Origin of the sequence: Fulvivirga aurantia (assembly GCF_009711475.1) — a bacterium.
GTDB classification, from domain to species: domain Bacteria; phylum Bacteroidota; class Bacteroidia; order Cytophagales; family Cyclobacteriaceae; genus Fulvivirga; species Fulvivirga aurantia.
Map to the genome: position 1 here is coordinate 1 of NZ_SMMD01000911.1, position 15,937 is coordinate 15,937.

Annotated in this window: 14 protein-coding genes; 8 read left to right on the forward strand and 6 right to left on the reverse strand. The window is 40.3% G+C overall.

Going from position 1 to position 15,937, the window contains the following annotated elements; translation table 11 throughout:
• Positions 1-26: 26 nt before the first annotated feature.
• Both E1176_RS21295 and E1176_RS16325 read left to right on the forward strand, forming a co-directional pair.
• A complete protein-coding gene (locus tag E1176_RS21295; protein WP_281349580.1) occupies positions 27-1,514 on the forward strand; it encodes an MltF family protein in 1,488 nt (495 codons plus the stop codon).
• A gap of 54 nt (positions 1,515-1,568) precedes the next feature.
• Positions 1,569-2,018: a hypothetical protein gene (locus tag E1176_RS16325; protein ID WP_155211986.1), complete on the forward strand. Its 450-nt coding sequence runs from the start codon at positions 1,569-1,571 to the stop codon at positions 2,016-2,018.
• Here E1176_RS16325 and E1176_RS16330 read toward each other — a convergent pair.
• Genes E1176_RS16330 through E1176_RS16345 form a run of 4 tightly spaced genes read right to left on the reverse strand, consistent with a single transcriptional unit; the run spans position 1,995 to position 5,642 of the window.
• Complete coding sequence (locus tag E1176_RS16330; protein ID WP_155211988.1) at positions 1,995-3,344, reverse strand: FAD-dependent oxidoreductase; 1,350 nt, start codon at positions 3,342-3,344, stop codon at positions 1,995-1,997. The two genes, E1176_RS16325 and E1176_RS16330, sit on opposite strands and share 24 nt — an antisense overlap.
• A gap of 1 nt (position 3,345) precedes the next feature.
• On the reverse strand, positions 3,346-4,617 hold the full coding sequence (kynU, locus tag E1176_RS16335) for a kynureninase (protein WP_155211990.1): 1,272 nt from the start codon (positions 4,615-4,617) through the stop codon (positions 3,346-3,348).
• A 21-nt stretch (positions 4,618-4,638) separates the two neighbouring features.
• Positions 4,639-5,115, reverse strand: a complete 477-nt coding sequence (locus E1176_RS16340; protein WP_343030554.1) for a methylated-DNA--[protein]-cysteine S-methyltransferase — start codon at positions 5,113-5,115, stop codon at positions 4,639-4,641.
• The gene (locus tag E1176_RS16345; protein ID WP_155211992.1) at positions 5,115-5,642 is read right to left on the reverse strand and encodes a 3-hydroxyanthranilate 3,4-dioxygenase; all 528 of its coding nucleotides are present in this window, start codon (positions 5,640-5,642) and stop codon (positions 5,115-5,117) included. The genes E1176_RS16340 and E1176_RS16345 overlap by 1 nt, the downstream gene beginning before the upstream one ends.
• Positions 5,643-5,712: 70 nt before the next feature.
• On the opposite strand from E1176_RS16345, the gene E1176_RS16350 reads away from it, so the two are divergent.
• Together E1176_RS16350 and E1176_RS16355 are read left to right on the forward strand one after the other, a co-directional pair.
• Positions 5,713-6,501 (forward strand): SDR family oxidoreductase, encoded by a 789-nt coding sequence (locus E1176_RS16350; RefSeq protein ID WP_155211994.1) that lies wholly within the window; start codon positions 5,713-5,715, stop codon positions 6,499-6,501.
• Between the two features lie 11 nt (positions 6,502-6,512).
• Positions 6,513-7,955 (forward strand): aldehyde dehydrogenase, encoded by a 1,443-nt coding sequence (locus tag E1176_RS16355; protein ID WP_155211996.1) that lies wholly within the window; start codon positions 6,513-6,515, stop codon positions 7,953-7,955.
• Here E1176_RS16355 and E1176_RS16360 read toward each other — a convergent pair.
• Positions 7,952-8,704, reverse strand: coding sequence for a tetratricopeptide repeat protein (locus E1176_RS16360; protein WP_155211998.1), 753 nt, complete (start codon positions 8,702-8,704; stop codon positions 7,952-7,954). The genes E1176_RS16355 and E1176_RS16360 overlap by 4 nt on opposite strands.
• Entirely contained in the window at positions 8,697-9,275 is a 579-nt protein-coding gene (locus E1176_RS16365) for an RNA polymerase sigma factor (protein WP_155212000.1), read from the reverse strand. Before E1176_RS16365 ends, E1176_RS16360 begins: the two co-directional genes overlap by 8 nt.
• A gap of 196 nt (positions 9,276-9,471) precedes the next feature.
• On the opposite strand from E1176_RS16365, the gene E1176_RS16370 reads away from it, so the two are divergent.
• The 4 genes from E1176_RS16370 (at position 9,472) to E1176_RS16385 (ending at position 15,883) form a co-directional block, all read left to right on the forward strand.
• Positions 9,472-11,160, forward strand: a complete 1,689-nt coding sequence (locus E1176_RS16370; protein ID WP_155212002.1) for a C1 family peptidase — start codon at positions 9,472-9,474, stop codon at positions 11,158-11,160.
• A gap of 104 nt (positions 11,161-11,264) precedes the next feature.
• The gene (locus E1176_RS16375) at positions 11,265-11,924 is read left to right on the forward strand and encodes a hypothetical protein (RefSeq protein ID WP_155212004.1); all 660 of its coding nucleotides are present in this window, start codon (positions 11,265-11,267) and stop codon (positions 11,922-11,924) included.
• Positions 11,921-14,740, forward strand: coding sequence for a CHAT domain-containing protein (locus E1176_RS16380; protein WP_155212006.1), 2,820 nt, complete (start codon positions 11,921-11,923; stop codon positions 14,738-14,740). Before E1176_RS16375 ends, E1176_RS16380 begins: the two co-directional genes overlap by 4 nt.
• A 66-nt stretch (positions 14,741-14,806) precedes the next feature.
• The gene (locus E1176_RS16385; RefSeq protein WP_155212008.1) at positions 14,807-15,883 is read left to right on the forward strand and encodes a hypothetical protein; all 1,077 of its coding nucleotides are present in this window, start codon (positions 14,807-14,809) and stop codon (positions 15,881-15,883) included.
• Positions 15,884-15,937 lie beyond the last annotated feature (54 nt).

A 15,937-nucleotide genomic window follows, 5' to 3' on the forward strand; every position in this document is an offset into this window, starting at 1 on the left:
CGATAAATTTTCATTAACATAAATTTATGTTTAATTTGAAAATCATGTGTTGGTTTTATTTCCAGAAGAAACTTCCTTCTTTCTTATTAATCGGGTTGCTGCTTTTAGCAGTTGCTTGTAGGCAAGGAGGTAACGAGAGCAGGGACAGTACGAGTGGTCATCTGGATTTCCCTGAACCCATAGCTTTTGATTTACAAAAGATCAAGGAGCGTGGCAGCCTAGTAGCCATCGTAGATAACAGCTCTACAGGATATTTTCTCTATAAAGGTCAGCCGATGGGTTATGAATTCGATCTGCTGAGCTTGTATGCCAAGCACCTTGGTATTGATTTACAGGTAAAGCTCACTACGAGTATTGACCAGGCCTTCGAAATGCTCAATCGAGGAGAAGGAGATGTGATCGCCTACTCCCTCACAGTAACCAAAGGTCGCAAGCAGCATGTCGCCTTTACAGAAAATCATTACACCACCCGACAGGTGCTGGTGCAGCGCAAGCCGCGTAACTGGCATAAAATGACCCGTGATCAGCTAGATAAGGTGCTGGTAAGAAATCAGGTGGACCTTGTCGGTAAAGAGGTACACGTGCGCAAAAGCTCCTCATATGTCGAGCGCTTAGAAAACCTGTCTCAGGAGATTGGTGGTGATATAATCGTAATAGAGGAGGAAGATAGTGCCGAAACCGAAGAGCTTATCAAGCGTGTAGCCCTTCAAGAGTTTGACTATACAGTGGCTGATGAAACTGTGGCTATGGTGAATGCCGGCTACTATACCAATATCGATGTAAAGACACCCATAAGCTTCCCACAGCAGATTGCCTGGGCGGTGAGAAAAAATGCTCCTCAACTGCTTCAGTCACTTAATAGTTGGATGAGAGGACTGAAAAAGCAGCCTACATTTAATGTCATTTATAAGAAGTATTTTAAAAATAATCGTGCTTCCCAGCGCAGAGCAAGAAGCGATTTCTCTTCTATGGGTGGTGAAAAAATATCTGTCTATGACGATATGATAAAGGCAGGAGCCGATTCCCTCGGCTGGGATTGGAGACTCTTGGCCTCACAGATCTACCAGGAATCACGTTTTGACCCAAAGGCTAAATCATGGGCAGGAGCAATAGGTCTCATGCAGTTGGTACCGGAGACGGGTTATAGATTTGGAGCTAATAACCTGCTCGACCCTGCTCAAAGTATAAAGGCCGGCATCAACTACCTCAAATATCTTGATGATTTATGGCTCAAAACTGTGGAAGATGATGATGAGCGTAAGAAATTTGTTTTGGCCAGCTACAATGTGGGATTAGGACACGTTGTAGACGCTCGGCAATTAGCAAAAAAATATGACCGTGATCCCACCAAATGGGATGATAACGTAGAATACTTTTTATTGATGAAATCTAAGCCTGAATTTTTTAGGGATGAAATCGTGGAGTCAGGCTACTGCCGAGGGGAAGAACCTGTTAATTATGTGAAGCAAATTTTTAATAGATACGATCAATACAAACAGCTTATTAATAGCTGATCGTATACTAAAAAACACTACATTTAAAGAAAGATATATTATATAACTGCTTCTATGGCCAAATCACAAATGGATAACCTGTATGAAGAGTATTTGCAGGTAAGATTTCTGGATATTAATAAGGAACAATTTATCTATATCGCTCATCTTTTGCCGTCTTGTCTCATCGTAATGAGTGACGGATTATTAGATAAAGAAGAGTGGGTGACCTTAAAGAGGTTGTCAAAGATTTTGGGAGATGAGCTTGCTACAGATGATTTGGGAGAAACAGAAAAGCAGGAAAATCTCATGCTCATTTACAAGGCAGAGATCAGATACCTGATCAAGCATAAGGATGTGTGGGAAGATAAGTTTATAAAAGCCTTGAAAGAGTATTTTGTAGAGCAACCGGCATCAAAAGAATTTGTGAAAGAGACCATGGAGCTATTCGTTGCGCCAGACCAAAACCCTGATGAGTCTGAAGTAGCTACTTACAACAGGCTAGCTGTTGATCTTGGTATTTAATTCTTCCACCAGTGGATTTAAATCGAGTTTTTCCCAGTTTTTATGAATGTCGGGCTGACTCATCACCTTGTCCATAATTTCTTTCTGCATGTTACCTCTATGTAATGCTTCAGAGTACCTCATATTTTCATTAAAAGTTACCATCGAGTAGAGTGGTATCCATTGTTTTGGGTATTGGTCATGCAGCTTAGCTTCTATTTTTTTTCTAAGTAGAAAATCTTCATCAGCTACCAGATCTCTCATTTCTATAAAATTTTGCAATGCCAGATCAGAGATGGCATCTGCATCAGGTTTTCTGCTTTCCTGAAATAGTGGTAATACCTTGTCCCAGTCGTCATTATGCTCTTCCAACATTTGATTTAATACCCGGCAATCTTCAAAGCCGCTATTCATCCCTTGTCCGTAAAATGGCACGATGGCATGTGAAGCATCTCCGAGTAAAACGGTTTTGTTTTTAACCCAAGGGAAACACTTGATTGTAACCAATGAAGAAGTAGGGTTGCTATGGTAATCTTTTAATAAGGTTGGCATTAACCTGATCGTGTCTGGAAATACCTTTTCAAAAAACTGCTGAATATCTTCATCAGTTTTTAGTGAAGAAAATGATGGATCACCATCAAAAGGAAAAAATAAGGTGCAAGTAAAACTACCTTCTTTGTTAGGCAAAGCTATGAGCATATATTGGCCTCTTGGCCATATATGAAGGGCATGTTTTTCTAAACCAAAGCTGCCACCTGCACCTGGTGGTATGGTGAGCTCTTTATAACCATGCTCGATAAAATGCTGTGAATAATTAAACCTATCTGTGCGCTGCATAAGCCTGCGCACCACAGAAAAAGCACCGTCCCCACCAATTATTACATCACTTTTTACCTCCTTACGGCTACCATTATCATCTAAAAAGAGTAAGCTTTCGTCAAAATTTATTCCAAGGCAGGTTTGCTCAAATTTTATCTCGACACCTTCTTTTTCGGCAGTATTCATGAGGAGCTCATTTAAGCCGCCTCTCGAAATTGAATTTATAGCCTGCCCTTCCCGACCGTAAGGTTGAAAGGTGAGAAATCCTTCTTCATCGTGCATCATTCTACCGCGCATCGGTATGATCATCGATTTGACTTCATTATCAATCCCTATCTCTTTGAGCGGAGCCCAACCTCGGTTGCTTAGGGCCAGGTTGATGGATCTACCGCCTTCTGCGCCCATTTTACGCATGTCATTTCTTTTCTCAAAAATGGTCACTTTATACCCGCGTTTAGCCAGATAAATGGACATAAGCGAACCTACAAGTCCGGCACCTACAATTGAGATAGTTTTTGTTCTTGGCATATTATGCGATTGTTTTTTCTACGATCTGGTAAAAACGATAGACATCTTCGAAAGTATTGTATAAGGGCACTGGTGCCACACGGATTACATTGGGTTCTCGCCAATCTGCAATTACACCTTCATTGCTTAAGGCTTCAAATACCTTTTTCCCATTTTGTTTCATAAATAGAGATAACTGGCATCCTCGATTTTTTGGCTCCTTAGGTGTAATAATTTCGATCTTTTCTCCTTCGTTGTTCAGTGTCTCTAACAAGAAATATAGGTATCCGGTTAACAATCGGCTTTTTTCTAGTAGGGCCGTCATTCCTACTTCCTCAAAAATCTCAAGAGAAGCTAAGTGAGCCGCACTTGAGAGCACATTTACATTGCTCAATTGCCACCCATCTGCGCCAGGCATGGGCTCAAAACCTTTTTCCATCTGAAAGCGCTCCTCTTCGTTGTGGCCCCACCAACCGGCTAAGCGTGGGATATCGCTATTATTGGCGTGTTTTTCATGCACAAAGATTCCACTTACACCTCCTGGGCCGGAGTTTAAATACTTGTAACTGCACCAAGCTGCAAAATCAACATCATCATCATGGAGGTTTAAAGAGACATTGCCTGCCGCGTGTGCCAGGTCAAAACCTGCGTAAGCGCCAGCCTCATGAGCGGCTTTCGTGATTTCTTTAATATCGAATAGTTGCCCGGTGTAATATTGTACACCGCTGAGCATTACCAGGGCAAGGCTATCAGCATTTTCGTTAATGGTTGATACTATATCTTCTGTGCGCAGTGTATGTTCACCATCTCGTGGTGCTACTTCTATCAATGCTTCATCATAATCCAGGCCATGAAATTTGATTTGACTCTCGACCGCATACTGATCTGAAGGAAATGCTCCCTTTTCGATCATAAGTTTAAATCTCTTTTTTGTAGGTCTGTAGAAAGACACCATTAGAAAATGCAGGTTTGCAGTGAGGTTGTTCATCGATACTACCTCAAGAGGTTTGGCACCTACGATGTTGGCCAGAGCTTGCTTGCTAAATTTATGGTAGTGAAACCAGGGACGTTTTTTTGCCTGAAAATGACCTTCGACCCCCATGGAGGCCCAGTCTTCAAGCTCGTCTTCTATAAATGATTTGGTGTTTTTTGGCTGGAGACCCAAAGAGTTGCCTGTAAAGTATAACGCCTCCTTGCCTTTTATTTCGGGGATGTAAAATTTATCTCTATATGCCTTTAGAGGATCTTGCTGATCCATCTTTTTAGCGAAAGCTAGTGAATGCTCAAACTCCATAAATAACTGTTTGGCTCAATATTAGGCAAAAATTTCTATCTGTTCACCTCTGATAACGCCTTCATGCTTCAGCAACCAGCGTTTCCTTTCTAAACCACCTGCAAAGCCTACCAGGTTTCCGTTTTTTCCGATTACGCGGTGGCAGGGAATAAAAATAGGTAATTGATTTTTGCCATTGGCAGTGCCGGCTGCTCTTATACATTTAATGTCTCCAAGCCTTACTGCCAACTCAGAGTAGCTTATAGTTTGACCGTAAGGAATATCATTTAAGGCTCGCCACACTCTGTTTTGAAACTCTGTGCCATCATATTTTAAAGGGGTAGTAAAAGTTTTCAGTTTACCTGAAAAATATGCGTCTAACTCACGAGAAGCATATCTGGTAATTTCGTTTGGCTGATCAACCTTGGGAGCATGAAATGAAACTGAGAGCAAAAATTGGTCATCAGCAGAAATTGTTAATGACCCAATGGGAGATTCATAAGATGCTGTTGCAATCACTAAATGAAACGTTCATCAACTTCCATAGTATGCCCGCAGTTACTACAAGTTCTTTTATCTTCAGAACCGTAGAACTCACGAAATCGTGGTAAAAAGTCCTTTTCTATATTAGTAAGATGAAAGTAAGTGTCATGTAAAAGGTTATTGCATTTATCACAATACCACTGTAGGCCATCTGTGTGATTTTCGTTTCGTTTTCTCTCTATTACCAAACCTACAGAGCCTTCTGGTCTAATCGGAGAGTGAGGCACTTTGGCCGGGTGCAAGTACATTTCGCCCGCTTTTATAGGAACATCTACAGCCTTTCCATCTTCCTGAATTTTCACTAAAATTTCTCCTTCCAGTTGATAGAAAAGTTCCTCTGTTTCATTGTAGTGGTAATCTTTTCTGGCATTTGGTCCACCTACGATCATTACAATGTAATCGCCCGCATCGGCATAAAGATTTTTATTCCCAACAGGAGGCTTGAGTAAGTCACGATTATCCTCTATCCATTTTTTTAAGTTGAAAGGTCTTTTGATGGCCATATGATTAGTTTGTTTATTTGTTTTTAAATTTAACGAAAATTGACTGATTCAGAGAGTTTAAAAAATTAAAATGGACTTAAATCTTAAAGGAAGAAGAGCGCTTGTATGTGGTAGTACGCAAGGTATTGGTAAAGCGATAGCACTAGAGTTATCTAAATTAGGGGCGAGTATAACCCTCATTGCCAGAAATGAAAACAAACTGCAGGAAGTGTTGGAAGAGCTTCACTTAGAGGAGGGTCAGAGGCATCATTACATATGTGTTGATTTTACGAATATAGAGAGACTCAAGACAGTAATCGATCAATATTTAATCAAAGAGAATAAAGTAGAAATTCTCATTAATAACACTGGCGGACCTGCGGGTGGACCTATTACAGAGGCCGCCCCAGAATCATTTGAGGCCGCTTTTCGACAACACTTAATTTGTAATCAGATTTTGGCTCAGGCGGTAATACCGTTTATGAAAAAAGCTGAATATGGTAGAATAATCAATATTATTTCTACTTCAGTAAAAGCTCCCCTAAAAGGTCTTGGTGTATCTAATACGGTGAGAGGTGCTGTGGCTAACTGGTCTAAAACCATGGCCACTGAGCTTGGTTCTTTTGGAATAACTGTCAACAACGTTTTGCCAGGAGCAACTATGACTGCGCGACTTACTTCGATCATTAGTAACAAAGCAGAAAAAACAGGGCAAAGCGAGGAAGAAGTGAAGAAAGGCATGCTTTCTCAAATACCGGCCAATCGATTTGCAGAGGCATCAGAAGTAGCCAATGCAGCAGCCTTTTTGGCTAGTCCGGCAGCAGGATATATCAACGGAATCAATGTTCCAGTTGATGGTGGCAGAACGGGGTGTTTATAGAAAAGAGATACATGACACAAATCAAAAACTATATCAATGGGGAGCTGGTAGCCCCTGTAAGTGGTGAATATTTAGACAATATCAACCCGGCAGAGGGTAAGGTTTATGGTCAAATACCTGACTCTACCAGCAAAGATGTTGAAAAGGCGACAGAGGCCGCAAAGGCGGCTTTTGAAGATTGGTCTAATACACCTGTCACAAAACGAGCCAGAGTGCTCAATAAAATAGCAGACCTCATCGATCAAAATCATGAGCGGCTGGCCAAAGCTGAGTCTGAGGATAATGGCAAACCATTAAAACTGGCCATGTCGGTTGACATACCCCGAGCGAGTGCTAACATGCGGTTTTATGCTACAGGTATTCAGCATTTTGCTTCCGAATCTCATTATACGGAAGAAGGGGCCATAAATTACACCATGCGAAGACCTGTGGGTGTGGCAGGTTGCATCTCTCCATGGAACTTACCGCTATACCTTTTCACCTGGAAAATTGCTCCAGCTTTGGCAGCAGGAAATACAGTAGTGGCTAAGCCATCTGAAGTTACCCCAATGACGGCCTTTTTGTTTTCAGAGTTATGTATTGAAGCTGGCCTGCCGTCTGGTGTGCTCAATATAGTGCATGGCTTGGGGGGTAAAGCCGGACAAGCGATCATAGAACATAAAGATATACCTCTTATTTCATTCACCGGAGGTACCGAAACCGGAAAACGAATTGCTGCTACTGCAGCACCTATGTTTAAAAAACTTTCGCTTGAGCTGGGTGGAAAAAATCCAAATATCATTTTTGCTGATTGTGACTTTGACAAAGCCTTAAGCACATCTGTCATAAGCTCATTTGCCAATCAGGGTCAAATTTGCCTGTGTGGCTCTCGCATATTTGTGGAGGAAGAAATACATGACAAGTTTGTCGCTGCCTTTGTAGAGAAAGTGAAGAAAATGCAGGTAGGAGATCCTGCTGAAGAAAGTACGAGAGTTGGGGCTGTAGTGTCTAAACCTCATATGGAGAAGGTGCTATCATACATCAAATTGGGCAAAGAAGAAGGGGGTGAAGTTTTAACCGGTGGGCAACAGGTTAAGCTTGATGGCCGCTGTGAGAATGGCTATTTTATTGAGCCTACAGTGATTACAGGTTTATCTCATAATTGCCGAACGAATCAGGAAGAAATATTTGGCCCGGTTGTTACAATCATGCCTTTTAATGAGGAAGAGGAGGTTATTGAGTATGCCAATAGTACTGCTTATGGACTGGCTGCCACCATCTGGACGGAAAACCTAACGAAAGCTCACCGGGTGGCACATTCAGTAAAAAGCGGAATTATCTGGGTTAACTGCTGGCTTTTACGGGATCTACGTACGCCATTCGGTGGTATGAAACAATCCGGAGTAGGCCGCGAAGGCGGTTGGGAAGCATTACGGTTTTTTACAGAGACTAAGAATGTGTGTATTAAGCTTTAGTCATTGAACTCAGCCTTTAATTGTGTGGCTTCCTCTTTAAATATGTGATCTTTTGAGTCAACAATCTCCGAGAGCTTAGCTTCTGTTGCTTCAGTATTATCAAGTTTCAAATAAGTAAGCAACAAATACCAGTCAGACACTTCTTTGTAGAGTCCGTCAGCCGATAGGTTTACTTTTGCCAGGTTTTCCTCTGCCATAGCATAATCTTCCGTGACCATGTAAGTGATGCCAAGATATGTTCTTGCTGTTTCATTTTGAGGATCAGTTTCCAAAACACTATTAAGCAAATCAATGGTTTTTTGATATTGCTGTGTGTTGTAAGCATTGATAGCCTCTGATAATTGGTCATTATCACCTCTAACCGTCAGTACATCTTCGTAAGGAGTGAAATAAGCAGTGTAGAGTGTATGATGATCTTTGGATACCAATAAATCACCCAAAAAGAAGTATGCCGTTGGAATTGCAATAATGAGCAATATTGCTGCTGCGGCTAGTATTTTTTTCCATCGGTAAGAGCTAGTAGGCTCTTGAGCTGCAATTTCTTCTTCCCATCCCTGAATTTTCTGCTCAAACTCTACACGTCCCACTCTTTCTATCTCATCTAGAATGAGGAGGTAGTCACTTACCTGTTGAGAAAAATCTGAATCAAGCTCTCTGCGAGTTTCAAAATCAGATTTCTCATCATCACTAAGTTTTCCTTTATGATAAGCCTCTATAAGCTCTATATTTTTTTCTTCTTCGTTACTCATATTTCAGTTTAGACTGATTTACCTGTTCGCGTATTCTTTGTAAGCAAAGGCATTTTTTCTTTTTAGCTACATTTTCACTTTTATAGCCCATATGTTGTGCGATACTATCCATTGAGAAGTTCTTGAAATAATACATCATCAGAATAGATTTGCAGGGCTCACCTATTTTCTCAAGAATACCTCTCACTATGCTTTTTTGATGAGCAATCGCCTCTTTATCAATCAAATCATTGTTTTGATACGTATCGTCTTTTACCTGACCTAAAGGCTTATCCTTATTTTTCTTTCTTAAATCTTCACGTATCAGGTTTTTGCCTATGCCAAAAATGTAGGTTGCAATACTGCTATTAAGTGACTGTATTTTGTTGTCTTTCACGTTGAGGTAAAAAGTAGTAAACGATCTCTGATATAAGTCAACTGCCTCGCTTTTATCAACCTGATGATGTGCCTGAAACCAATTAATGAATCTCGCCCTGTGCATTTCGTATAATTGCCTGAGTAAAGACTCGTCACCCTGTCTTATCTGCAGTAATACATCATCTACCGGTATGTTGCTTTTACTTATATACATGATTTAGTGTAAGGCGATCACTAAAGGTTACCACTCATTATCACCCGAAAGGCAATTTAGTTAAAGTTGTCTGTTTTCTCATACCTACTCTTTGAAACCACACCATTTCAGACGAACCGAAAAATTTTTAAGCTCATCGGTAACCTTTCAATTGTGGCTAACACCAAAGAGAAACAACATTAACCCTTAAAATATTATGAAAAATATTAAAAAATTATTGTTGCTCGTCTTGGTTGGCCCAAGTCTTATGATGAGTTGCGATGAGGAAACTGTAGCACCACCAGAAGTCATTAAAGAAGGAGAATTTGTTGACTTGAGACCTCAGCAATCCTCATTAAAAAGTCAAGGTGGCCGAGGAACGTGTATTGTATTTGCCGGAGTGGCAGCATTAGAAGCGGCCTACATCAGACAGGGTATGGGAGAAAAAAACCTATCAGAGGAGTTTATGAACTTCACCCGGAAGTCTTTTTTTCTTGAGCCTCGGTGGGATGTTATTGAATCTCGTGGGATGGATGCACTTGAAACACAGCTCGGCCACTCGGGAGGTGGTGGTGGAGTCGGTGTAATTGCCCAACTCAATAGAGGTTTTAGAATTCCTGAAGAGACCGTGATGGAATATAAGACCTCAGCTAATTATTATAAAGACAATTATCCGAGCTTACAAGCAGTGTTGGATAAGCAAGAAGCCAAAGAAGATATCACGCAAAGAGATTATAGCAATTTTAACCTTGAGCCCTCAATACTTTCCAGCACAAGACTAAGAGCAGATAAGTACTATGGCGTTGGTCAATACCGTTTTATCAATGACCCTAAAAATACCTCTGAAATTGAAGCTGTACTCAAACGTGGATTTGAGGTTGTCTGGGATTTTTTTGGAGCACTCCCTGAGCCTTCTTCCGGAAAGGGTATTGGAGGGGAAAAAAACATGTGGCAGAAATGCGATGAATGCGATACTATTGCTCACTCCATGCTTATTGTGGGATATGACAAGAGAGACGCTGACTCTACTAATCATTATTTTATTGTAAAGAACTCATGGGGACCAGGTCACTCAACAACCGGTACCGATGGAGATGGCTATACATTTCTCTCATACGATTATGTAAGAAACTATGGTACCCAAGCCGGTTATATTCTAGTGGCCGAGCCAGGTCGTGAGTGGCCGGAAGTTGCTTTTATAGGCCGGTGGAATTTCACTTATGACGGCTGGAAAGGGGAGTTGGATATATATCATATTCCAGGCATGAATGATTATACTTTTGAGCATTTTAATCGCTATGCCGGTGTTCCTATCTACGAGGATAAGCGCATCGGTACCTTTTACGCTTCAGATGGAAAGGCCTTTAAAATCAATGGGCAAATACATGGCAATCGAATCGAGTTTTACTTCGATGTAGAAACACCATTGCTACGGTATGATGAGTTAGTTGGCAGAAGGTTTGTCTACTATCTAGATGAAAACGATTTTATGGCAGGTATACATACCGATAAGGATGGGCGTCAATATGCAGGTTATGCCATAAAAGATGATTACTTGCCCGGAGGAAGTTCCACAACTCCAAGACCTTATGAAGATGCGTCTTTCCTGGACAGCTCCTGGGAGTTTTATACTGAATCGACAGAAGGCATAATGGAGATCAGCTCAAATCACACGTCAGAATTTGATCCTTTCTTTTTATTGAGTGGTACCTACACACCATCAGGAGCTACTGAAGCCCACAATGTGGTAATAAAAATACCCAGAGACGAAACCAACAAGCTGTACATTCAGATCGAACACCATGGAAGTTATATTGGCAAGCACCTGAATAGAGAAGCAGGGCTGGTGACAGGAAACACCCCTGAAACAGGAATTTCGAAGCCTTTTCGTATGACAAGGCAATAAATCGTAAAAATGCAATTGTAGCGGCTAGTTGACTTAAATCAATATTAATTGTACATTTATTAACTCCACCGCTACCACTAAAAAACACCTTAACACACAAAACTATGAAACTTACCATTTTAACATTACTTGCGGTGGCACTCATGACAAGCTGCCAACTACAGGCCGTACAAGATGATAATCAAACCGAAGAAAAGAAAAAGAACTTTGAGAAAGGCAAAACTGAGAGTTCTGATGGCTCCACATATGTTGAATTTTATGATTACCCATTACTTAAATACTATGCTGAGTATTTAGAAACTCTCGATCCGACCGAGGAAGTAGAGAAAGAAAAAGGGTTTGTCGCTGAGAGTATAAAGGCTCTCGTAGAGTTCGATGCCACAGTAATTTCAGGGGGAACAATTCCACCACCAATGCCTTGCCCTGGTCACCTTGGTGAACTTATGATTGATCCACTTTGTCTAGGGTGGTCAAATGATTTCTCCAAATTTAGAATGGGCTTAGTAACACACATTACGAACAGTAGCTCCATCACAATTACAGGCTTCCATGACAACCAACCAGTTGCCACTGGCTATCTGGTAGATTATGATGATCTATTGAAAAAAGGTACTTATGAATTTGATGTGGAAAATGCAGAGTTAATTACACAAGACTTACTATTTACTGTGAATACTACAATATTGGATGGGGATGAAATAATTGAGGTTGAATTTAGTGTAGGGGTACCAGAGGAAACATTTATACCATTAAAAGGTTATTGATAAAACAATTTAGAATATCGTTTTTAATTATCGCTGGGGCTTTATTAAGTCCCAGCTTTTCTATTTCTAAGCAAAATGATGTAGATAGCCTATCTCTTTGGATTCAGGCAGAGATGAGTAAGTATCAATCTCGGTACTACTATGCTAGTCCTGATAGTCTTTCTTATTATTTTGATGCCCTAAAAGACACAGCCAGCATTTACGATCAGTGGGATTGGGTGGTATACCTCACAACAATAGAAGCTCAGGCCTTTGGCCACGCTCAGGAGTTTGATAGGGTAGATAAAATACTGGATGATGCTGACCTTATTTTTCAACAGCATAAAGCATTACTGGACAGTATTGACAAAACGAGAGAGGCCGAGAAGTCTTTATTATTTACTAAGGGCAGTCATTATTTCTCTTTAGGGAGGTTTACACAATCCATTTCTCAGTTTAATAAGCTATTACAAATAGATAAAAGCCTGCCTTCGCTGGGAGTTGGCTACCTATACAGCATTCATTCTTATCTTGGGTCTTCTTACGCCAAGCTTTTACTTTTTGATAAAGCCGTTCAGCATTATAACCACGCTTATAGAAATATAGAAGGAATACCAGAGGCTTATCGAGGGTATTACGAGGCATTGTATTTCTCATATTTGGGAGGAATTTACCGTCAAGAGGCGGTATTTTCAGGAAACGATAGTTTGTTAAATACAGCACTTGATAATTATCAAAATGGCCTTGAGGTAATGTTAGCAGATCAAAATAGTCAGAACTACCGACCAGCCATTATAAGCATTTACAGGTCAGTTGCTGATATTTTTAAACTTCAACAAAAATTTGATAGCGCCCTATACTATAACAATAAGGCACTGGGTTGGCAGACCCAAAATGATGGTCTTTTAGTGAAAACTTTATTAGAAGGCGGGGATATACACCTGAAAAATAACGATTACAAAAAGGCAACGGAGTTTTTTACCCGGTCGCTTAAAGTGTCTAACGAGGTGTTTAGCTACCAACATTACAGCAAAGGTGAAGCCTATACCAAATTAGCTCAGCTAAAGTTTGAAAAGAATGATCTGGACTCAGCGCTCTATTATGTAGAGCTTGCAGATAGAATATTATCTCAAGGAAGCAACTCTTCCTATTTCACAAAAGCGCTCGTACCAATCGAACTCAAAGGAGAAATACTCACTAAGAAATTTCTGAAAACTAACAATCAGCAAAATCTTCAGCAGGCTGCTACAGAATTTCAAAAGGGACTGGAGATGGTAAGGCAGGTTGAACGTGATTTTCCCGGATCGGCTTACAAACTATTTTTCAAGTCGTATCTCAACAACTTCTACGAATCAGCTTTAGAGAGCCTATACCTTCTGGTGAAATCAGAACCATCAATAGAAAATGCTTCGATATATTACGAATTCATTGAAGCAAATAAGAGCTCATTACTTAGGGAGTCCTTAAAAAATGAAGGTGCCCTGCTATATGCGGGTGTGCCAAACTCAGTTTTGCTTCAGGAGACTCAACTCAAGTCAGCGATTGGCAAATTGCATGAAAAAATCACTGATTCACCTCAAGACTCTGCGCTTCACGAAGAGCTTTTTATTCATCAAAATCAATTAGACAGCTTGGTTGATGAAGTAGAGAAAAACTATCCTGAGTATTATCAATTGAAGTACGCGGCACAAAGCTGGGATGTGAACGAACTGCAAAAAAGCATCAAGCCTGGGCAGAAAGTGCTGATCTATTTTTGGGGTGACTCAAGCCTATTTACCCTGGCAGTGGATAGAGACAATTTTTCAGTTGATAGAATTGAGTTAAGTACAGATTTGACTGAGTCAGTTTCAGAAATAACTGAATATTGCACTTCTATAGATAAAAATAGTGTTCAGAGTTATTCCAAAAATGCCTATAAAATTTATCAAAAAGTAGTGGAGCCGTATCTGGCGGAGTCAGTACAAAAACTAACTATTGTAGCTGATGGTCCACTGATCTACATTCCTTTTGACGCATTGGTTACGGATGCGACTGAGGTAAATGAATTTCATCAAATGCCTTACCTGATAAAAGAGGTAAATATTTCTCATATGCTTTCTAGTAATTTATCTGGTAAGACGGTAGACCCGAGATTTGAGTATTCCTATCTGGGTATTGCTCCTAAATATGATCAGACTTTTTTAAAGTATAGTAAGAGTGAAGTGCTTGCAGCCGCAGCTATCTGGTCAAACAGTAAAGTCCTTCTAGAGGAGGCAGCAGTTAAGTCAAGCTTTTTAGATTTCGCACCCAAGGCTGGTTTACTACATCTAGCGGCACACACAAAAATTAATGAAGAGGAGTCTTTACTTTCCCACTTCATATTAAACGATAGTCTTGGTCAGGAAGCACCTCTTCATTTTTATGAGATTTATAATATGCGTAATAACTCAGGTTTGGCCGTATTGAGTGGCTGCGAGACCGGTGCCGGTAAATATGCCAGAGGAGAAGGCATCATGAGTTTAGGTAGTGCCTTTCAATATGCGGGTTGCTCCAATATTATCATGAGTTTATGGCAGGTAAATGACATGACAACCACCGCCATTATGGAAAACTTATTTAATAACCTAAAGCAAGGTCAGCCTAAAGATGAAGCGCTTAGGCGAGCAAAACTCTCATTTCTGTCAGAGCCTAAAAATAAATTTTTCCACCACCCTTACTATTGGTCAGCCTTTGTGCTGTATGGTGATCAGGAGCCATTACAAGGCAATACCAATAAACAATGGATTGTGCTGGCCGCAGGAGGACTCCTTCTTGTATTGTTTTCACTTTTCTTTTACAGAAAGTTTTCTCAAAAATAATTCTGATTTGTGGTAACCACTTTCGATTGGGACGCACCAAGTGTGTAAACCAATTATAAAAGTGCTATGAAAAAGTTATTTGTGTTATTGATGTCAGCAGGACTGGTCTTTGGCTGTAGTGAAGACACCTCTATCGAAGTTGACAATGAAGAAAAAGGATTAGATGAAGTACAAAATAAGGAAAGTTATATTCCATATGCACATGGAAGATCTACAATTTGTGGAGGCCATGTAGAATACGGAACCACTACTTTTAGGTTTAACCCTACGACTATGGCCTGGGAGGGTTCTTGTGAGGATTCATCTTACGTTTGTTGGCTTAACAGTTGGTTTATTTGCCATCCTGTAAGTGCATGTGAATTAGGGTTTTGCGAGTTTCCTGGTATTTTTGATCCTCTTGAGTTAGTTGAAATAATTGATCCCTTAGAAATTCCCTCTATACAGGATTATGTAAAAGATGATATTCGTCAGCAATATATATTTATTCCAGTAAATGAAAGACTCCTAATACTGCAGACATATCAACCACTTAATATTTTCTTTGAAGAAGGTGTTTCTCGTCATGCCACCTCAATCAAATTAGAGGGAGAAATTGCCGAATATGAAATGGATGGTAATGTGATAGCCGCAGGAATATATCCCATGCTGTATAACAATGAAAATGACACATACAATACGATTGTATCTGTCACTCAATTCCCCATAAAAACAGAGAAGCCGGTTATGGGCTTACCGATTGATGGTTTCAGCGGGTCACTCAATGAGCTATTTCAGTCAAACGAACCCGAGCACCTACAGGATGCAGAACTCATAGAAACGGATATAGAGTTATTTGATTTAGCGCCTTATCTTCAGGAAAAGGTAGAAGGCGCTTATATATTCTCAAATGGCCTATTTGATCTGGATATGATTTTTTATGGTGACCCAAGTCCGCAACCTAGCAAAGTAGATCCAACAACCACGCCAATCAAAGAAGAACCAACGCCTGAACCGATGAAGATTTGGCTGAACAAAGAAATGTGGTTGCCACAGAGTATATCAGAAATCTTGGGCATTGAGCCTTTCATATTGAAGAACGAAAATATAATACAGTCTTATGACGAGAAGGCCGGTGTATTGCGTGTGAAAATTCTTAACCGGTAGCCAAAAGTTAAGCTAAGGTGAGTGCTACAGGCAAAGTGCTTGTAGACAAAAAAA